This is a genomic window from Geodermatophilus nigrescens, from assembly GCF_900129495.1.
Lineage (GTDB): Bacteria > Actinomycetota > Actinomycetes > Mycobacteriales > Geodermatophilaceae > Geodermatophilus > Geodermatophilus nigrescens.
In genome coordinates this window covers 112,309-130,937 of record NZ_FQVX01000006.1, presented here as the reverse complement: position 1 = coordinate 130,937, position 18,629 = coordinate 112,309, and the positions used below count along the sequence as shown (strand labels likewise).

Here is an 18,629-nt window from a genome sequence, read left to right as displayed (position 1 = left end):
GGCTCAGCCGATCCGGACCCGGCTGCCCAGGATGCCCTGGGGCCGGATGACGAGGATGACGATCAAGAGCAGCAGCCCTCCGACGTACTTCACGTCATTCGGGATGACGAGGGTCGACATCTGCACGAACACGCCCACGATGAGGCTGCCCACGAGGGCGCCGTAGGCGGTGCCGAGGCCACCGAGGGTGACGCCGGCGAACATCAGCAGCAGCAGGCGGAAGCCCATGTCCCACTGCACCTGGTCGGACAGGCCCAGCAGCACGCCGCCGAGCGCGGCCAGCGCGCCACCCATCATCCAGACGACGAGGATGACGCGGTTGACGTCGATGCCCGAGGACGCGGCGAGGTCGCGGTTGTCGGCGACCGCGCGCATGGCCTTGCCGATCTTGGTGCGCTGCAGCATCACGGCCACCAGCACCAGGACGACGAGCGACACGACGATCGACACGAGCGCGCGGTTGGTCAGCGTGAACAGGCCGTAGTCGACGGCCCGCCCGGTGGCGACCTGGTACGGGCTCGACCGCCCGCCGTAGACGATCTGGATCAGGTAGCGCAGCAGCAGCGACAGGCCGATCGAGACCACGAGCGCGGCGATCAGGCCGGTGCCGCGGCGGCGCAGCGGGCGCCACAGCGCGAGCTCGTTGAGGGCGCCGACGGCTGCGCCGGCGACCATCGCGATCAGCGTCGCGGCGATGAGCGGGACGCCGCCGGAGACGTTGACGTACCAGGCGACGACGGCGCCGATCGTGACCAGCTCGCCGTGCGCGAAGTTGGTCAGGCCGGTGGTGCCGAAGATCAGCGACAGGCCGACGGCGGCCATGGCGATCAGCAGGCCGAACCGGATGCCGTCGACGAGCAGCTGGACGGCGCGGACCGTGCCGCCCCCGCCGCCGCGGCTGCCGTCCTCGAGCCCGATGATGACCGCCTGGCGGCGACCCTCGTCGACGGTGACGGTGCGGTTGTCCGCTCCGGCCAGCTCCACGCCCTCGGGCAGGTCGTCGGCGTCGATGGTGACGGTGTAGTCACCGGGGCCGGGGAGGTCGACCGACCAGCGGCCCTCCTCGTCGGTCTCGACGCTGTCGATCTCCTGGCCGCCGGCTTGGGTGACGGTGACCTCGACGCCCTCGATGGGGCCGGACCGGCTGGTCTGCAACGTGCCCAGCACCTGCTCACCCTCGGCGCTCGCGATCCCGGGGGCCAGGAAGGCCATCCCGGTGGCGGCGACGAGGACGAGCAGGAGCCGCAGCAGCACGCCTCGGGCGACGGCGCCGGGGCCCGGGCGGATCGCGCTCCGGTGCGGCCCGGGTCGCCCCGAGGTGGCTGACGGGTGCCTCACACAACCTCCCTGGTCGTGGCAGTGCTCAGGCGCAGTGTCGAAGGACACTGCGCGGGCAGGAGGCGTGACGGTAACCCAGGCCTGTTGCGTCGCCGTTCCCTCGAGTCCCACCTGTGACCCGAGCGAGATCTCCGGCGGGCCGCGGTGATCACTCCTGTCCCACCCCGGCGCGTCGCCGCGGGCGAGCCGCGGGACCGGGTGGACGATCTCGCCACCGTCCAGGGGAGGACTCCCGTGTCAGGAACCGGTCAGCGGTCTGGCGTCACGACGCGCGTGGCGCGTCCCGAGGACCTGCCCGCGGTGCTGTCGCTCGTACGGCAGCACCGCGCCGAGGCCCACGCCGAGGGGGTGCTCACCGGCCAGACGCCGGGCGCCGCCGCGGCGGTCGGGTTCCGCCGGCTGCTCGCCGACCCCGGTCACCGGGTCGTGCTCGCCGTGCTGCCGGGCGACGCCGCGCCGGGTCCGGACTCGGCCGGCGAGGTCGCCGTCGGCCTCGCGGTGCTCGGGCTGGACCCGCTGTCGACGGTGCTCGGCGTCCCCCAGGTGACCGTCGACAACCTCGTCGTGCACCGCGACCACCGCCGGCACGGCGCGGGCACCGCGCTGCTCGCCGCCGCGGCCGCCTACGCCGAGGAACTGGGCGCCCTCCACGTCGTCGCCGCCGTCGGCGGGCACGAGGCCGAGCGGCAGCGGTTCTTCGCCCGGATGGGCTTCGCCCCGCTCACCACCCGCCGGATCGTGCCGCGGGAGACGCTCGCGCGGGTGCTGGCCGGCCGGCTGCGCGGCGGGCTGAGCCTGCCGCGGCGGCCGGTGCCGCGCCGCCGCCCGCCGCTGCCGCGCGTGCTGCCCGTGGTGGTCCCGACCGACGTGCGTCCCGAGGCGCCGGCCCGGGCGCGCTGAGAGCCGGGCCGGTCCGCTGGGCCGGTCAGGCGGGCAGGATCGCGCAGGTCAGCCGGGCGGTCGCCGTCCGGCGGCCGCGGTCGTCGGTGACCTCGACCATGAACGTCGACAGCGTGCGGCCGATCCGCGCGGGCGTGCAGACGGCGGTGACCGTGCCCGACGTGGCCGCGCGGAGGTAGCTGGCGTTGAGCTCGACGCCGACGGCCTTCTTCCCGGGGCCGGCGTTGATCATCGCCGCCCACGAGCCGACGGTCTCCACCAGCGAGCAGGTGGCGCCGCCGTGCAGCAGGCCGAAGGGCTGCTGGTTGCCCTCGACCGGCATGGTGGCCACGAGCCGGTCGGGCCGGAAGTCGACGATCTCGATGCCGAGCTTGTCGTCGAGCGGGCTGGCCGCGCTCGGCGGCAGCCACTCCGGGGGAGGCGTCGTCACCCCCGGCACGCTAGCCAGCGGCCGCGGGGACGGCCCGGCAGGGGCCGGGAACGTCGTCGTGCGGACCTAGGATCGTCGTCGATGTCCGCTCCGGTGACCACCTCCGCGCCCACCGCCCCCTCGAGTCCGGGGACGCGGCCGCGCCTGCTGCTCCTCGACGGGCACTCGCTGGCCTACCGCGCGTTCTTCGCGCTGCCGGTGGAGAACTTCTCCACGACGACGGGCCAGCCCACCAACGCCGTCTACGGCTTCACGTCGATGCTGATCAACGTGCTGCGCGACGAGCAGCCGACGCACCTCGCCGTCGCCTTCGACGTCGGCCGGCAGACCTTCCGCAGCGAGATCTACGCGGAGTACAAGGCCAACCGCAGCGAGAGCCCCACCGACTTCCGCGGACAGGTGAGCCTCATCCAGGAGGTGCTCGGCGCCCTGCGCGTCCCGGTGATCACCGCGCCGGGCTACGAGGCCGACGACGTCATCGCCACGCTCACCGTGCAGGCCGTCGAGCAGGGCATGGACGTGCTCATCTGCACCGGCGACCGCGACGCGCTGCAGCTGGTCAACGAGCACGTGACCGTGCTGTACCCGCGCAAGGGCGTCTCCGACCTCACCCGGTTCACCCCGGAGGAGGTCGAGACCAAGTACGGGCTGACCCCGGTCCAGTACCCCGACTTCGCGGCGCTGCGGGGCGACCCGAGCGACAACCTCCCCAGCATCCCGAGCGTGGGGGAGAAGACCGCGGCCAAGTGGATCCGCGAGTACGGCTCCCTCGACGAGCTCGTCGATCGGGTCAACACGGTGAAGGGCAAGGTCGGGGAGAAGCTGCGCGAGCACCTGTCGTCGGTCCTGCAGAACCGGCGGCTCACCGAGCTCGACCGGCAGGTGTCCCTCGAGCTCGGCCCGCAGGACCTCGCCGTCCGCGCCTGGGACCGCAACGAGGTGCACACCCTCTTCGACAACCTGCAGTTCCGGGTGCTCCGCGACCGGCTGTTCGCCACGCTCAGCAGCGCGGAGCCGGAGGTCGAGGGCGGCTTCGACGTGACCGCCGACGAGGTGGCCCCCGGGGAGCTCGGCGCCTGGCTCGACGCGCACGCCCGCACCGGCCGCACCGGGGTGGTCCTGCGCGGCACCTGGGGCCGCGGCACCGGGGAGCTGACCGGGATCGCGCTGGCCGCCGGCGACGACCACGCCGTCTTCGTCGACCTCGGGCCGGGCCTGGACGCCGCCGACGAGCAGGCGCTGGCCGAGTGGCTGTCCGACCCCGCCGTCGAGAAGGTCGCCCACGACGTCAAGGGCCCGCTGCTCGCCGTGTGGGCGCGCGGGTGGGACCTGCGGGGCCTGGTCAGCGACACCGCGCTCGCCGCCTACCTGGCCACGCCGGGGCAGCGCTCGTTCGACCTCGCCGACCTCTCGGTGCGCTACCTCAAGCGGGAGCTCAAGGACGCCGCCGAGCCCGAGAGCCAGATGACGCTCGACGGGATGGGCCCCACCGAGGCCGACATCGCCGCCGAGGCCGCGCACGCCGACGTCCTCAAGGCCGTCGCGGTCAACGACCTCTCCGACGCCCTCGAGCAGGTGCTCGGCCAGAAGGGCGGCGACCACCTCCTCGAGGGGATGGAGCTGCCGCTCACCCGGGTGCTCGCCCGGATGGAGCAGCGCGGCATCGCCGCCGACATGGACCTGCTCACCGAGCTGCAGCGCGAGTTCGCCGAGGGCGTGGCCGCCGCGGCCGCCGAGGCCTACGCCGTCATCGGCCGGGAGATCAACCTCGGCTCGCCCAAGCAGCTGCAGGCGGTGCTGTTCGACGAGCTGGGCCTGCCGAAGACCAAGAAGATCAAGTCCGGGTACACCACCGACGCCGAGGCGCTCACCTCGCTGCTGGCGCAGACCGGGCACCCCTTCCTCGAGCACCTGATGCGCCACCGCGACGTCACGCGGCTGCGCACGGTCATCGACGGGCTGATCCCCATGGTCGACGACGGTGGCCGCATCCACACCACGTTCCAGCAGACGATCGCCGCCACGGGCCGGCTGTCCTCGACCGACCCGAACCTGCAGAACATCCCGATCCGGACCGCCGAGGGCCGCCGGATCCGGCAGGCGTTCGTCGTCGGCAGCGGCTACGAGACGCTGATGACGGCCGACTACAGCCAGATCGAGATGCGGATCATGGCCCACCTGTCGGAGGACGCCGGGCTGATCGAGGCGTTCACCTCGGGGGAGGACCTGCACTCCTTCGTCGCGTCGCGGGCCTACGACATCCCGATCGACCAGGTCGACCCGGAGATGCGCCGGCGGATCAAGGCGATGAGCTACGGCCTGGCCTACGGGCTGTCGGCCTACGGGCTCGCGCAGCAGCTGCGGATCACCCCGGAGGAGGCGCGCGGTCAGATGCACGCCTACTTCGAGCGCTTCGGCGGCATCCGCGACTACCTCGACGGCGTCGTCGAGGAGGCCCGGCTGCGCGGCTACACCGAGACCACGCTCGGCCGGCGCCGGTACCTGCCGGACCTGACCAGCGACAACGGCCAGCGCCGGCAGATGGCCGAGCGGATGGCGCTCAACGCCCCGATCCAGGGCTCGGCGGCCGACGTCATCAAGGTGGCGATGCTCGGCGTCGAGCGGGGGATCGAGGCCGAGGGCCTGCGGTCGCGGATGCTGCTGCAGGTGCACGACGAACTCGTGCTCGAGGTGGCGCCGGGGGAGCGGGAGGCGCTGGAGGCGCTGGTCCGCCGGGAGATGGCCGGCGCGGCGGAGCTGTCGGTGCCGCTGGAGGTCTCCGTTGGCGTCGGCAGCAGCTGGGACGCCGCCGCCCACTGACGACCACCCTGACCCTCCACCTGACGTGGAGGGTCAGGGTGCGGCGTCAGGAGCCCTCGTGGACCTCGGTGATCTCGTCGGCGACCAGGCCGTGCGCCTCCCGGTGCACCGCCGCGGCGGACTCGGCGTCGGGTGCGTGCACCAGGCAGAAGACCTTGCCCGAGGCCTCGTCGAACCAGTACCTCTCGTAGCGGACGCCGTACTTCTCCTGGACCTCGAGGTCGCGCTGGTGCGCCCCGTGGACCGCGTCGGCGGTCAGACCGTCGACCTTGTGGTGGACGTCCATGTACAGCGGCATGTCGCCTCCTCGGCCGCCGGCCCCGGACGTGCCGGACGACGGCGCGCAGTGTGCTCCGGGCCGCTCCGCGGGGCCACGGGTCGCCGCACGGGACCTCAGGGCCGGTGCGCGACCAGGACCATCGTCCCGGGCACCAGCGCGCCGCGGGCCGGCGACCACTGGCCCCACTCCTGCGTGCGCCCGGGCGTCCACTCCGGCTCGACCAGGTCGTCGAGCACCAGGCCGGCCCCGACGACGGCGCGCACCCAGTCGCCGACCGTGCGGTGGTGCTCGACGTAGACGGTGCGCCCCGCACCGTCGGTCTCCACGTAGGGCCGCCGGTCGAAGTAGGACGACACGATCCGCAGGTCGTCCGGGTCGGGGGAGTCCGGCAGCGGCCAGCGGAACGGGTGGTTCACCGACGCCGCGAACCGCCCGCCGGGCCGCAGCACCCGCGCCACCTCGGTCAGCGCCCCCTCGACGTCGGCCACGAACGGCAGCCCGCCGAACGCCGAGCAGACGACGTCGAACGACGCGGCGGCCAGCGGCAGCGCGCCGGCGTCGGCCTGCAGCAGCGGGACGGGCGTGCCGGTGCTGCGCCCCAGCTGCGCGGCCCGGGCGAGCATCCCGGCCGACAGGTCCAGCGCGACGACGTCGGCCCCCGCCCGGCGCAGCCAGCGCGCGCACGGCGCCGACCCGCAGCCGACCTCGAGCACCCGCCGCCCGGCGACGTCGCCGAGCAGGTGCGCGTCGGCCTCCCGCAGCCCCTCCGGGCACCACAGGAAGTCGACGTCGCCGAGGTCGGCGCCGTGCTCGGCGAGGTAGGCGGGCGCCGCGGCGTCCCACCAGCCGCGGTTGGCGCGGGACGACTCGCCGGCGCCGGCCGGGCGGCGCTCGACCCCGCCCGCGGCGGGGTAGCCGTCGGGCCCGAGGGGGAGCGCGGGGGGCGGCATCATGACACGCCCAGCGTGACACGCCGCGGCCGACCGGCAGAGGTCGCCCACCCAGGTGGACCCGCGCGCGCCCGCGTCCGTACCATGGGAATGCGCCTGAGGTCTGTTAGTGCTGTACCCGCAAGGGATCGGCGCGCGCCGGCTCTCCCCGCATCCGCGGTCACCCGGCCGCGACACCCCGTCCCTACGCATCCCCCGTCCGGAGCACTCGACCACATGACCTCCACCCAGGTCCGTCCTTCCAGCACCCCCCAGATCGCGGTGAACGACATCGGCACCGCCGAGGACTTCCTCGCCGCGATCGACCAGACGATCAAGTACTTCAACGACGGCGACATCGTCGAAGGCGTCATCGTCAAGGTCGACCGGGACGAGGTGCTGCTGGACATCGGCTACAAGACCGAGGGCGTCATCCCCTCGCGCGAGCTGTCCATCAAGCACGACGTCGACCCCAACGAGGTCGTCAAGGTCGGCGACGAGGTGGAAGCCCTCGTCCTCCAGAAGGAGGACAAGGAAGGCCGCCTGATCCTGTCCAAGAAGCGCGCCCAGTACGAGCGCGCCTGGGGCACGATCGAGGCCAAGAAGGAAGCCGACGAGGTCGTCACCGGCACCGTCATCGAGGTCGTCAAGGGCGGCCTCATCCTCGACATCGGCCTGCGCGGGTTCCTTCCCGCCTCGCTGGTCGAGATGCGCCGCGTGCGCGACCTGCAGCCCTACGTGGGCCGCGAGCTCGAGGCCAAGATCATCGAGCTCGACAAGAACCGCAACAACGTCGTCCTGTCCCGCCGGCAGTGGCTGGAGCAGACGCAGTCCGAGGTCCGCAGCGAGTTCCTCAACAAGCTCGCCCGCGGCCAGGTGCGCACCGGCGTCGTCTCCTCGATCGTCAACTTCGGCGCGTTCGTCGACCTGGGCGGCGTGGACGGCCTCGTGCACGTCTCCGAGCTGTCCTGGAAGCACATCGACCACCCGTCCGAGGTCGTCGAGGTGGGCCAGGAGGTCACCGTCGAGGTCCTCGACGTCGACCTCGACCGCGAGCGGGTCTCCCTGTCGCTGAAGGCGACGCAGGAGGACCCGTGGCGTCAGTTCGCCCGCACCCACCAGATCGGCCAGGTCGTGCCGGGCAAGGTCACCAAGCTGGTGCCCTTCGGTGCGTTCGTCCGGGTCGACGAGGGCATCGAGGGCCTGGTCCACATCTCCGAGCTGGCCGAGCGCCACGTGGAGATCCCGGAGCAGGTCGTGCAGGTCGGCGACGAGATCCTCGTCAAGGTCATCGACATCGACCTCGACCGGCGCCGCATCTCGCTGTCGCTCAAGCAGGCCAACGAGGGCGTCATCGGCGACGAGGAGCAGTTCGACCCCGCCGCCTACGGCATGTCGGCCTCCTACGACGACCAGGGCAACTACATCTACCCCGAGGGCTTCGACCCGGAGACCGGCGAGTGGCTCGAGGGCTACGACGAGGCCCGCGAGACCTGGGAGCGGCAGTACGCCGAGGCCCAGTCCCGCTTCGAGGCGCACCGCAAGCAGATCGCCGCGGCCCGCGAGGCCGACGCCGAGGCGGCTGCCGGGGGCAACTACAGCTCCGGTGGCGACGCGCCGGCCGGTGACACCGGTGCCAGCACCGGCGGCACGCTGGCCAGCGACGAGGCGCTCGCCGCGCTGCGCGCCAAGCTCGCCGGCGGGGAGTGACCCGCTGACCGGCTGACGGTCTGATCGACGACAGAGGCCCAGGACCCGCGAGGTCCTGGGCCTCTGTCGTGTGCGGGGAGGGTGCCCGCCCGCCGTCCCCGTCCGGGCGGGCACCCTCGTCCGTCGCAGGGCCCCGCTCCGGGGACCCGCGGGCTCAGAGGCTCAGGATGATGGCGAAGGCCGAGCGCGGGCGGCCACCGGCGGCGGCCAGCGACGACCACGTGTGCCGGCCGGCCGGGGCGGCGTCGAGCAGCCAGCGCAGGAAGGTGCGGCGGGCCGGCATCGGGTGCGCCGCGGTGTTCGCGACGAGGCGCTCGCGGACGGCCGGCAGGTCGGCGACCCGGATGCCCCCGGCGCGCTCCGCCCGGTGGCGGCCCGGGGTGCGGGGGCCGGCGGGGACCGTCGCGACGGCGGTGCGGGACTGCGACATCGGGCTGCCTGCCTCTCTCGGCTGCGTCCCCCTCCATGGGGAAGCGACGGGGCGGACGTTATGAGGAGTGGCGCGTGTGACTGGTGCGACGCGCCGTGCACACGGGACGGGTGTTACCCGTCCGTGACCGCCTCCGGCGCGGTCGTTACGGTCCGTGCGTGCTGCGGATCGGGTTGACCGGCGGGATCGGGTCGGGGAAGAGCACGGTGGCGGCGCTGCTGGCCGCCCGCGGGGCGGTGGTCGTCGACGCCGACCGGATCGCCCGGGAGGTGGTCGAGCCGGGCACCCCGGGCCTGGCGGCCGTCGTCGGCTCCTTCGGCCCCGGTGTCCTGACCGCCGACGGCGCGCTCGACCGCGCCGCGCTCGCCTCGATCGTGTTCGCCGATCCGGAGGCCCGCGCCCGGCTCGACGGCATCGTGCACCCGCTGGTGCGCGCCCGGGCCCAGGAGGTCGTGGCGGGCGCCGCGGCGGACGCCGTCGTCGTCCAGGACGTGCCGCTGCTCGTGGAGACCGGCCAGGCGGGGCAGTACGACCTGGTGCTCGTCGTCGAGGCCGACCTCGAGACGCGCGTGGCACGGCTGCTGCTGCGTGGCCTGACCGAGGAGGACGCCCGCGCCCGCATCGCCGCCCAGGCCACCGACGAACAGCGCCGCGCCGTGGCCGACGTCGTCCTGGACAACAGCGGCGCGCCCGACGCGCTGGCCGCGCAGGTCGAGCGGCTGTGGGCGGAGCGGGTCGTGCCGGCGCTGGGGGAGCGGGACGGGTCCTGAGGCCGGCGGAGGCGACGGGCCCGCCGGGACGACGAGAGCCCCGGACCTGGTGGTCCGGGGCTCTCGTGCTGGTGGGCGATACTGGGTTCGAACCAGTGACCTCTACCGTGTCAAGGTAGCGCTCTACCACTGAGCCAATCGCCCGGATCCGGTGCGGTGACCGGCCCGCTCCACCGCGCTCGGCGAGGAGGCGAGGTGGAGACGGGATTTGAACCCGTGTAGACGGCTTTGCAGGCCGTTGCCTCGCCTCTCGGCCACTCCACCGCACACACGAGCGCCGGTCTCGCGACCAGCGCCCGAGGTCCCGAGCGGACGACGGGATTCGAACCCGCGACCCTCACCTTGGCAAGGTGATGCTCTACCAACTGAGCCACGTCCGCGTTGCTGTCTTGCAGGGAGAACACTACCTGACGTCCGCGGGGGGTTTCACGGGGGGTCCCCCCGGGGGGTCAGCGGGCCCCCGGATCGGCCCCGCCGGACAGCAGGGCCGCCAGCTCCTCGTCGACGGCGAGGGCCGCCGTCTCCTGGCCGGGAGGCACCAGGGCCTCGGTCTGCTGCAGGAACGCCGCCACCGTGGCCCGCGACAGCTCGAACAACGCCTCGCCCGAGGGCGCGCGCAGGTGCAGGTAGAGGACGTCGCCGCTGGTGCGCGCCGGCCACAGCCGCACGTCGCCGTCGCCGGCCGGCCGCTCCAGCCCCGCGGCCAGCAGCTCCCGGCCCAGCAGCCAGGTGACGCCGTCGTCGGCGGGCTCCCCGGGCTCGCCGAACCCGATCCGCACGGCGAAGGGGTCGCTGACCGCGTACGACAGGACGGCGGGGACCTCGGTCCACGACGTCGGGCCGACCAGGTGCAGCGTCGTCGGGACGGAGTACCCCGGGGAGGAGCGGTGTGCCCTGTCGCGGTCCATGACTCCTAGAACGACCGGGGACGCCGGATGTTGCGCCGAGGTGCGCCCGGGCGTGTCGCACGGACGGGTGAGGTCCGTGGGGCGGGCGACCGCGGAGGAGGACGACGGTGAACCGCCGGGCCTCCACGCAGCGAACGCGGCGTGTGACGATGGGAGCCGTGACGCGTCCGGCACGACGACCGGAGGGCGACTCCGGCGATGCCGACCTCGTGCTGCGCGTGCGCGCGGGGGACCGCGGCGCCGTCGACGACCTCTACGACCGCTTCCGCCGCCCGGCCTTCGCGCTGGCCCGGCGGATCCTCGCGGACGACACCCTCGCGGAGGACGTCGTCCAGGACGTGTTCCTGAGCGTCTGGCGCGACCCGTGGGCCTACGACCGGGCGCGCGGCAGCTTCTCCTCCTGGCTGATGGCGATGGTCCACCACAAGGCCGTCGACGCCGTCCGCCGCGAGGAGGCCCACCGGCGCCGCCAGGCGCGCGCCGAGGACGACCTGGCGCTCACCGCCCCGACCACCGCCACCGACGTCGAGGACGAGGCGTGGAGCCGGGTCGTGTCCGAGCGGGTGCGGACGGCGCTGGGCACGCTGCCCGACGCCCAGCGGGAGGCGCTGACCCTGGCCTACTACGGCGGCTACACGCAGCGGGAGGTCGCGGCCCTGACCCGCGCGCCGCTGGGCACGGTCAAGACCCGCATGCTCGCCGGGATGCGCCGGCTCAAGGAGGAGCTCGGCGCGGTCGGCGGCGCCACGGCCGGCGGCGCCCTGAGCGGTCCCGCGGCGGTCGACGGGGGTGCCCGGTGAGCGCGCCGCGCGACGACCACGAGGCGTGGGACGAGCTCGCCGTCGGGTGGGCGCTGCACGCGCTCGAGCCCGAGGACGAGGCGCTGTTCACCCCGCACCTGCCCGGCTGCGCGCGGTGCGCGCGCACCGTCGCCGAGACCTCCGAGGTGATGGCCGCGCTGGCGAACGACCTGCCGCCGGCCGAGCCGTCGGAGGGGCTGCGCGACCGGCTGCGCGACGCCGTGGAGCGCACCGAGCAGGTGCCGCCCCCGCCGTCGGCGGCCGGGGCGCCCGACGCCGGGCTGTCCGGCGCGGCGACCGGCCCGGTGAACGGTCCGGGAAGCGGTCCGGCGGCCGGTCCGCGACAGGTCCCCGGCCCGCCGGGCGGCCGGCGGCGCACCGACGTCCCCGGCGGGGGCGGCTCCACGCGGGCCACCGGCTTCCCGAGCTACGTGCCCGCGCCGGCGGGGGAGGAGCGCCCGGAGCGGACCGCGTGGCGCCGCGTGCTGCCCAACGCCCTCGTCGCCGCCGCGGTCGCGGCGATCCTGGCGCTGGGCACCTGGAACGTCGTCCTCAGCTCCGCGCGGGACGAGGCGCAGGCGGCCGCCGCCGAGCAGGCCGACGTCGTGCAGTCGCTCCTGCAGCCCGGCCGCGCCACCATCGCGCCGGTCACCGACGACGACGGCCACGACGTCGCCACGGTCGTCGCCCGCGACGGCGAGCTGCAGGTGGTCACGCACGGGCTGCGCCTCAACGACCGCGACGCGACCACCTACGTCGTGTGGGGGATGACCGAGACCGACCCGGTGCCGCTCGGCACCTTCGACGTCGTCTCCCCACAGACCGACCTCCGGGCCGTAGGCTCCGCCTCGACCGGTCTCGACGACTACGAGGCGTATGCCGTCAGCATCGAGCCCGGCCGTCAGGCTCCGTCGGAACCGACGGACGTGGTCGCGAGCGGGCAGGTGAGCAGCTGAGCGGACAGGAGACCGTGCCGCCCCTCCCTCGGGAGGCGCCGGCCGGACCGACCGCGGGGACGCGGCGGGAGCGGGACGGGCACGAGAGCCTGCGCGAGCGGGTGGCCGACTCGGGCTGGCGGCGACGCATCGCCGCCCGCCGGTCGATCGACCACGCCTACCGGATGGGCGTCGGCATCGTGGGCGGGCTGGTCGTCGCCGTCGGGCTGGCCACCATCCCGCTGCCGGGGCCGGGTTGGCTGACGGTCATCGCGGGCCTGTTCGTGCTCGCCACCGAGTTCATGTGGGCCGAGCGGCTGCTGGAGTTCACCCGGCGGCACGTCCGTGCCTGGACCGACTGGGTCGGCCGGCAGCCGGTGTGGGTGCGGCTGGGCATCGGCGTGCTGACGGCGGCCTTCGTCTACGGCGTCCTGGTCGTCACGCTGCACCTGACGGGCGTGCCGGACTGGGTGCCGGGGTGGGTGCCGCTCTGGCGGTGACCGTCTGGCATCATGGACGGCGCAGCGGGCGATTGGCTCAGTGGTAGAGCGCTTCGTTCACACCGAAGAGGTCACTGGTTCGAACCCAGTATCGCCCACCCCGGCGCGAGAGCCCCGGACCACGAGGTCCGGGGCTCTCGCCGTTCCCGGGGACGGAAACCGCGTCGACCGCGCGCCGCGGACCGCCTACCGTCCGCGGCCGTGGCGGGTGTCCGCCCCGGGGACCGAGGAGCGGGATGTCCTGCCACCTGGACGCACTGGCCGTCGGCGCGCACGACCCGGCCGCGCTCGCCCGCTTCTGGGCCGGCCTGCTCGGGCGGGACACCGTCGAGGGACCCGGCGGGGTCGACGTGCCGCCGGGGGAGGACCCTGGCCTGCGGCTGCGGTTCCTGCCGACGGCGCGGCCCCGCGCCGGCCGCAACCGCATGCACCTGGACCTGACCAGCGCGACGCCCGGCGACCAGCGGGCGACGGTGGAGCGGGCGCTGGCGCTCGGCGGCCGGCACCTCGACGTCGGCCAGCTCCCGGAGGAGGAGCACGTGGTGCTCGCCGACCCGGAGGGCAACGAGTTCTGCGTCATCGAGGCGGGCAACCGCTTCCTCGAGGGCTGCGGCCCGGTCGGGGCGGTGGCCTGTGACGGCACCCGCGCCGTCGGCCTGTTCTGGGCCGCCGCGCTCGCGTGGCCGCTGGTGTGGGACGAGGGCGAGGAGACGGCGGTGCAGTCACCGCGGGGCGGGCCGAAGGTCACCTGGGGCGGGTCGCCGCCGGCGCCGGGGACCGGCCGTGGCCGGCTGCACCTGGACCTCGTGCCGGACGGCGGCGACCGGGAGGCCGAGGCGGACCGCCTGGTCGGCCTCGGCGCCGCCCGCGCCGGGACCACCGCCGGTGGCGCGGTCGAGCTCGTCGACCCCGACGGCACCGGGTTCCGGCTGCTCTGAGCGCGCTCGCCGTGGACGTGCCGGTCGTGGACGTGCCGGGGGCCGGGCTCCCGGCGGGGAGCCCGGCCCCCGGGTGACCGGTCGGTCAGGCGGGGCCGTAGGTGAGGTGCGCGACCCCGTTGCTCAGCGCCTCGACGCCCAGCAGGGACAGCTTCTGCTCGGTGCCCTCGGGGAACAGGTGGATGCCCGTGCCGACGGCGACCGGGTAGACGTAGAGGTGCAGCTCGTCGACGAGGCCGTCGGCGACCAGGGCGCGCACCAGGGTGGCGCTGCCGCTGACGTAGAGGTCGCGGTCGGCCTTGAGCTCCCGGATCCGGCCGGCGTCGTACCCGCCGACGGCGGTCGAGTTCCGCCACACCGACTCGGCGTCGGTCAGCGTCGAGGACACGACGTACTTGGTCGTGTCGTTGAAGAAGGGCGCGCCCGGGTCGTCGTCGGCGGTGCGGGTGGACCACGCCGGCGCGAACATCTCGAAGGTCGTGCGGCCCAGCAGGATGCCGCCGGCGGGCGCGGTGAGCGCGCCGATCGAGGCGGCCAGGTCCTCGGGGAACCCGTAGTCCATCGTCCACATCGGCGCGTCGACGACCCCGTCGACGGTGGTGAACTCGTGCACCCGGATGACGCCCATGTCGTGCTCCTCACAGCTCCCGGACGGCCCTGTCGGCCGTTCTCGTCGGGTCAGACACTGGACGATCCCGTTTCTCATCGGTGCGTGACCCGCCGTCCTGACACGATGCGGCGGTGGAGCGGACCGGGCCTGGCCTCGACCCGTACACCCTGCGCGCCGTCGTCGAGCTGGAGGTCGCGCTCGAGGCGGGGGTGGCCGTCGACGCCGCGCACGCCGTGGTCGGCGACCTCGCACTGGCCGCGTTCGGGCCGGGCGTCTTCGGCGCGATCGGCGAGGCGCTGGCCGAGGAGGGCCGCCCCGCCGACGAGTGGGCGGTGCTGCTCGCCGACGACGCGCTGGCGGACCGGGTCCTCGGCCGCCTGCACGAGCGGACCGGCGACGACGCCGGGGAGGGCGAGCTCGTCTGGTCGGCGTACCCGCCCGGCTCGAGTCCCGGCCGGGAGGGGTTCCGGCGGGCCGTCCGCCGACGGCGGGAGAACGCCCTCACGGCGGCGGTGCTGCCCCGCCGGCACCGGGTGGCCGGGCGGCGCCGGCGCGACTGACCGCACCCGCCGCCTCCGCGCCGATCGGGCGCACCATGGGGGAGATGGCACTGGACAGGGCCGCCCGCCTGGACGCGGCCGTGGAACGCGACGGCCCCACCTGCATCTGGTGCGGGCGCACGCTCACCGGGCACGTCACGCCGACCACCGAGCACGTCGTGCCGCGCGTCAAGGGCGGCCCGTCGTGGCTGGAGAACGAGGTCGCCGCCTGCGGGCGGTGCAACGGCGAGCGCGGGCACACCGCGCCGGTGGAGTGGCTCGAGGAGTGCCTGCGCCGCGGCTGGCCGGCCGACGAGGCGCGGCTGGCCCGCCTGCTCGCCGCCCTGTCCGCCGCCATCGCCGAGCGCGGCGGGCAGCGCCGGGCCCGGCCCTACCTCGACTCCCAGCTGCGGCGGCTGCGCCGGCGGGGCGCCCGCGCCGCCTGAGCCGCGGCTAGCGTGGCCGCCGTGGGCACCGTCGTCGGCATCTCGGTCTACCCGGTGCGCGGCTGCGCGGGGACGCCGCTGGAGCGCGCCGACGTCGGTCCCGCCGGGCTGGCCGGGGACCGCGCGAGCGCCGTCGTCGACGCCGGCGGGCGGGTGCTGCGCGGGAAGGACGCGCCCGGGCTGGCCGCCGTCGCCCCCACCGGCGACGCCGGCGCCGACGCCGCCGCCCTCACCGCCGCGCTGGGCCGGCCGGTGCACCTGCAGCCGCTGACGGAGCGCCCCGACGGCGCGGCCGCGGTGCACCTGGTGTCCCGGCAGGCGCTCGACCGCGCCGCCGCGGGCGTCGTCCCGGCCGGGTGCGGCGCCGACGACCCCCGCGCGAACCTCGTGCTCGACCTGCCCGGCGACCTCCCCGACGCCGACGAGCGCACCTGGGTGGGGCGGCGGCTGCGCCTCGGCACCGCCGTGCTGGAGGTCACCCGCCTGCCGAGGCACTGCCTGGGCGTCTACGCCGAGGTGGCCGAGCCCGGCACGGTCGCGGTCGGCGACGAGGTCGTCCCCGCCTAGCCGAGGCGGCCCCCGCGGGGAGGAGGTCAGCACCACGCGGTCGGGTCTCGGGAACACGGGGGGCCGGTCGATACGCTGGCCGGAGCGCGCCCGTCCGCACGGGCGCCGCCCCGAGCAACCGAGAGAACCCCAGGAGACCCCGTGTCCGCCGCGCCCGCCCCCGCCGTCACCGCCCCGATCCGGGTGCCGGCCGGGACGACGGCCGAGCAGGCGCTCAAGGACGCCGGGGTGCCGCTCAAGGGCCCCGACGGCGCCGTCGTCGTCCGGGACCTCGGCACCGGCGACCTGCGCGACCTCGCCTGGGTCCCCGGGGACGACGCCGAGGTGGAGCCCGTCGTCGCCGCGAGCCCGGAGGGCCGCGCGGTGATCCGGCACTCCACCGCGCACGTGCTCGCCCAGGCCGTGCAGGACCTCTTCCCGGGCACCCGGCTGGGCATCGGCCCGCCGGTCGAGAACGGCTTCTACTACGACTTCGACCCGGAGAAGCCCTTCACCCCGGAGGACCTGCAGGCGCTGGAGAAGCGCATGCAGCAGATCGTGAGGGCCGGGCAGCGCTTCTCCCGCCGGGAGATCGGCGACGACGACGCCCGCGCCGAGCTCGCGCACGAGCCCTACAAGCTCGAGCTGATCGGGCTCAAGGGCGGCGCCGGGGACGCGGCCGAGGGCGCGGACGTCGAGGTCGGCGGCGCGCAGCTGACCATGTACGACAACCTCGACCCGCGCACCGGCGAGCGCCTGTGGACCGACCTGTGCCGCGGCCCGCACCTGCCGCGCACCAGCAGCATCCCCGCCTTCAGCCTCACCCGCTCCGCCGCCGCCTACTGGCGGGGCAGCGAGAAGAACCCGCAGCTGCAGCGGGTCTACGGCACCGCGTGGGAGAGCCGCGACGCGCACAAGGCGTACCTCGAGCAGGTGGCCGAGGCCGAGCGCCGCGACCACCGCCGCCTCGGCGCGGAGCTGGACCTGTTCAGCTTCCCCGACGAGATCGGCTCGGGCCTCGCGGTGTTCCACCCGAAGGGCGGCGTCGTCCGGCGGGAGCTGGAGGCCTACAGCCGGCAGCGGCACGAGGAGGGCGGGTACTCCTTCGTCAACACCCCGCACATCACCAAGGGCCGGCTGTTCGAGATCTCCGGCCACCTCGACTGGTACGCCGAGGGCATGTACCCGCCCATGCAGCTCGACGAGGAGCGCGACGCCGACGGCACCGTGCGCCGGCAGGGGCAGGACTACTACCTCAAGCCGATGAACTGCCCGATGCACAACCTCGTGTTCGGGTCCCGCGGCCGCTCCTACCGCGAGCTGCCGCTGCGGCTGTTCGAGTTCGGCACCGTCTACCGGTACGAGAAGTCCGGCGTCATCCACGGGCTCACCCGCGCCCGCGGCTTCACCCAGGACGACGCGCACATCTACTGCACCCCCGAGCAGATGGGCGGCGAGCTGCGCGGCCTGCTCGACTTCGTGCTCGGCCTGCTCGCCGACTACGGCCTGTCGGACTTCTACCTGGAGCTGTCCACCCGCAACCCGGAGAAGTCCGTGGGGTCGGACGAGAGCTGGGAGGTGGCCACCGAGGCGCTGCGCCGGGCGGCGCTGGACTCCGGTCTCGAGCTCGTGCCCGACCCGGGCGGCGCGGCGTTCTACGGCCCGAAGATCTCCGTGCAGGCCCGCGACGCCATCGGCCGCAGCTGGCAGATGTCGACCATCCAGGTCGACTTCAACCTGCCCGAGCGGTTCGGCCTGGAGTACACCGCCGCCGACGGCTCCCGCCAGCGGCCGGTCATGCTGCACCGCGCGCTGTTCGGCTCGATCGAGCGCTTCTTCGCCGTGCTGACCGAGCACTACGCGGGCGCGTTCCCGGCCTGGCTGGCGCCGGTGCAGGTGGTCGGCATCCCGGTCACCGACGACCAGGTCGGCTACCTGACCGACGTCGCGCTGCGGCTGCGCGAGCACGGCATCCGGGTCGAGGTCGACGACTCCGACGACCGCATGCAGAAGAAGATCCGCAACGCCAGCAAGCAGAAGGTGCCCTTCGTGCTCATCGCCGGCGCCACCGACGCCGAGGCGGGCGCCGTCTCCTTCCGCTACCGCGACGGCAGCCAGCGCAACGGGGTGCCGGTCGCCGAGGCCGTCGACGCCGTCGTCGCCTGGGTGCGCGCCCGGCACAACGCCGACCCGACCGCCGACGTCCCCCAGGGGACCCCGTGACCGTCGGCCCGGACGGCTTCTCCGTCCCGGTCTCCAGCGACGACGGCGGCCCGGCCACCGTCTTCGAGCACCTGTGGACGCCCTACCGGATGGCCTACATCCGCGGCTCGGGCAAGCCCACCGGTGAGCACGACTGCCCGTTCTGCCTCATCCCGGCCATGCCGGACGAGGAGGGTCTGGTGGTGGCGCGCGGGGAGACCGTCTTCGCGGTGCTCAACCTCTACCCGTACAACGCCGGACACCTCATGGTGGTCCCGTACCGGCACGTGCCCGACTACACCGACCTCACCGACGCCGAGGTCGCCGAGCTGGGCGCGTTCACGCAGACGGCGATGCGGGTGGTGCGGCAGGTGACCGGCGCGCACGGCTTCAACATCGGGATGAACCAGGGCTCGGTGGCCGGCGCCGGCATCGCCGACCACCTGCACCAGCACGCGGTGCCGCGGTGGGGCGGGGACACCAACTTCATGCCGGTGATCGGCCTCACCCGGGTGCTGCCGCAGGTGCTCGCCGAGACCCGCACGCTGCTGGCCCGGCACTGGCCGGACGCCGCGGCGCCGGTCGCGGGGAGCTGACG

The 18,629-nt window shown here is 74.7% G+C and carries 20 protein-coding genes and 4 tRNA genes; 14 read left to right on the top strand and 10 right to left on the bottom strand.

Going from position 1 to position 18,629, the window contains the following annotated elements:
• Positions 1-3: 3 nt before the first annotated feature.
• Positions 4-1,254 (bottom strand): branched-chain amino acid ABC transporter permease, encoded by a 1,251-nt coding sequence (locus BUE37_RS22115; RefSeq protein ID WP_245794876.1) that lies wholly within the window; start codon positions 1,252-1,254, stop codon positions 4-6.
• A 357-nt stretch (positions 1,255-1,611) separates the two neighbouring features.
• On the opposite strand from BUE37_RS22115, the gene BUE37_RS22110 reads away from it, so the two are divergent.
• On the top strand, positions 1,612-2,238 hold the full coding sequence (locus BUE37_RS22110) for a GNAT family N-acetyltransferase (protein WP_073422601.1): 627 nt from the start codon (positions 1,612-1,614) through the stop codon (positions 2,236-2,238).
• Positions 2,239-2,263: 25 nt separating this feature from the next.
• On the opposite strand, the gene BUE37_RS22105 is transcribed toward BUE37_RS22110, so the two are convergent.
• Positions 2,264-2,668, bottom strand: a complete 405-nt coding sequence (locus BUE37_RS22105; RefSeq protein WP_073422600.1) for a PaaI family thioesterase — start codon at positions 2,666-2,668, stop codon at positions 2,264-2,266.
• A gap of 81 nt (positions 2,669-2,749) precedes the next feature.
• Between BUE37_RS22105 and polA the strand changes: the two genes are divergently transcribed.
• Positions 2,750-5,488, top strand: coding sequence for a DNA polymerase I (gene polA / locus BUE37_RS22100; RefSeq protein WP_073422599.1), 2,739 nt, complete (start codon positions 2,750-2,752; stop codon positions 5,486-5,488).
• A gap of 46 nt (positions 5,489-5,534) precedes the next feature.
• Here polA and BUE37_RS22095 read toward each other — a convergent pair whose 3' ends face one another.
• Both BUE37_RS22095 and BUE37_RS22090 read right to left on the bottom strand, forming a co-directional pair.
• Positions 5,535-5,786, bottom strand: a complete 252-nt coding sequence (locus tag BUE37_RS22095; protein WP_073422598.1) for a DUF4242 domain-containing protein — start codon at positions 5,784-5,786, stop codon at positions 5,535-5,537.
• Between the two features lie 95 nt (positions 5,787-5,881).
• Complete coding sequence (locus BUE37_RS22090; protein ID WP_139253098.1) at positions 5,882-6,721, bottom strand: class I SAM-dependent methyltransferase; 840 nt, start codon at positions 6,719-6,721, stop codon at positions 5,882-5,884.
• Between the two features lie 213 nt (positions 6,722-6,934).
• Here BUE37_RS22090 and rpsA point away from each other — a divergent pair, with 213 nt between their 5' ends.
• Positions 6,935-8,407, top strand: coding sequence for a 30S ribosomal protein S1 (gene rpsA, locus BUE37_RS22085; protein WP_073422597.1), 1,473 nt, complete (start codon positions 6,935-6,937; stop codon positions 8,405-8,407).
• A 154-nt stretch (positions 8,408-8,561) separates the two neighbouring features.
• Here the strand turns inward: rpsA and BUE37_RS22080 are convergent, their stop codons facing one another.
• Positions 8,562-8,837, bottom strand: coding sequence for a hypothetical protein (locus tag BUE37_RS22080; protein WP_073422596.1), 276 nt, complete (start codon positions 8,835-8,837; stop codon positions 8,562-8,564).
• Between the two features lie 158 nt (positions 8,838-8,995).
• On the opposite strand from BUE37_RS22080, the gene coaE reads away from it, so the two are divergent.
• Positions 8,996-9,607, top strand: coding sequence for a dephospho-CoA kinase (gene coaE, locus BUE37_RS22075; protein ID WP_073422595.1), 612 nt, complete (start codon positions 8,996-8,998; stop codon positions 9,605-9,607).
• 69 nt (positions 9,608-9,676) lie between these two features.
• Here coaE and BUE37_RS22070 read toward each other — a convergent pair.
• From BUE37_RS22070 to BUE37_RS22055, 4 genes are all read right to left on the bottom strand, one after another.
• Positions 9,677-9,751: transfer RNA gene (locus tag BUE37_RS22070), tRNA-Val, on the bottom strand.
• 49 nt (positions 9,752-9,800) lie between these two features.
• Positions 9,801-9,871: transfer RNA gene (locus BUE37_RS22065), tRNA-Cys, on the bottom strand.
• A 43-nt stretch (positions 9,872-9,914) separates the two neighbouring features.
• A tRNA-Gly gene (locus tag BUE37_RS22060) sits at positions 9,915-9,987 on the bottom strand.
• Positions 9,988-10,056: 69 nt separating this feature from the next.
• Entirely contained in the window at positions 10,057-10,515 is a 459-nt protein-coding gene (locus BUE37_RS22055) for an SsgA family sporulation/cell division regulator (protein WP_073422594.1), read from the bottom strand.
• A 149-nt stretch (positions 10,516-10,664) separates the two neighbouring features.
• On the opposite strand from BUE37_RS22055, the gene BUE37_RS22050 reads away from it, so the two are divergent.
• The 5 genes from BUE37_RS22050 to BUE37_RS22030 all read left to right on the top strand — a co-directional run bounded on the left by BUE37_RS22050 (position 10,665) and on the right by BUE37_RS22030 (position 13,688).
• Positions 10,665-11,315: a sigma-70 family RNA polymerase sigma factor gene (locus BUE37_RS22050; protein ID WP_245794874.1), complete on the top strand. Its 651-nt coding sequence runs from the start codon at positions 10,665-10,667 to the stop codon at positions 11,313-11,315.
• On the top strand, positions 11,312-12,271 hold the full coding sequence (locus BUE37_RS22045; protein ID WP_073422592.1) for an anti-sigma factor domain-containing protein: 960 nt from the start codon (positions 11,312-11,314) through the stop codon (positions 12,269-12,271). Before BUE37_RS22050 ends, BUE37_RS22045 begins: the two co-directional genes overlap by 4 nt.
• Before the next feature lie 14 nt (positions 12,272-12,285).
• Complete coding sequence (locus BUE37_RS22040; protein WP_245794872.1) at positions 12,286-12,750, top strand: PGPGW domain-containing protein; 465 nt, start codon at positions 12,286-12,288, stop codon at positions 12,748-12,750.
• A 26-nt stretch (positions 12,751-12,776) separates the two neighbouring features.
• Positions 12,777-12,848 (top strand) — tRNA-Val (locus BUE37_RS22035).
• 138 nt (positions 12,849-12,986) lie between these two features.
• Entirely contained in the window at positions 12,987-13,688 is a 702-nt protein-coding gene (locus BUE37_RS22030) for a VOC family protein (RefSeq protein WP_073422591.1), read from the top strand.
• An 85-nt stretch (positions 13,689-13,773) separates the two neighbouring features.
• On the opposite strand, the gene BUE37_RS22025 is transcribed toward BUE37_RS22030, so the two are convergent.
• Positions 13,774-14,316: a dihydrofolate reductase family protein gene (locus BUE37_RS22025; protein ID WP_073422590.1), complete on the bottom strand. Its 543-nt coding sequence runs from the start codon at positions 14,314-14,316 to the stop codon at positions 13,774-13,776.
• A 113-nt stretch (positions 14,317-14,429) separates the two neighbouring features.
• Between BUE37_RS22025 and BUE37_RS22020 the strand changes: the two genes are divergently transcribed.
• The 5 genes from BUE37_RS22020 (at position 14,430) to BUE37_RS22000 (ending at position 18,627) form a co-directional block, all read left to right on the top strand.
• Positions 14,430-14,858: a hypothetical protein gene (locus BUE37_RS22020; protein WP_073422589.1), complete on the top strand. Its 429-nt coding sequence runs from the start codon at positions 14,430-14,432 to the stop codon at positions 14,856-14,858.
• A 44-nt stretch (positions 14,859-14,902) separates the two neighbouring features.
• Complete coding sequence (locus tag BUE37_RS22015; protein ID WP_175562962.1) at positions 14,903-15,283, top strand: HNH endonuclease; 381 nt, start codon at positions 14,903-14,905, stop codon at positions 15,281-15,283.
• Between the two features lie 21 nt (positions 15,284-15,304).
• A complete protein-coding gene (locus BUE37_RS22010) occupies positions 15,305-15,850 on the top strand; it encodes an MOSC N-terminal beta barrel domain-containing protein (protein ID WP_083629021.1) in 546 nt (181 codons plus the stop codon).
• A 141-nt stretch (positions 15,851-15,991) separates the two neighbouring features.
• The gene (thrS, locus tag BUE37_RS22005; protein WP_073422587.1) at positions 15,992-18,052 is read left to right on the top strand and encodes a threonine--tRNA ligase; all 2,061 of its coding nucleotides are present in this window, start codon (positions 15,992-15,994) and stop codon (positions 18,050-18,052) included.
• Positions 18,049-18,627 (top strand): HIT family protein, encoded by a 579-nt coding sequence (locus BUE37_RS22000; protein ID WP_175562961.1) that lies wholly within the window; start codon positions 18,049-18,051, stop codon positions 18,625-18,627. The genes thrS and BUE37_RS22000 overlap by 4 nt, the downstream gene beginning before the upstream one ends.
• The last annotated feature ends 2 nt before the right edge of the window (positions 18,628-18,629 follow it).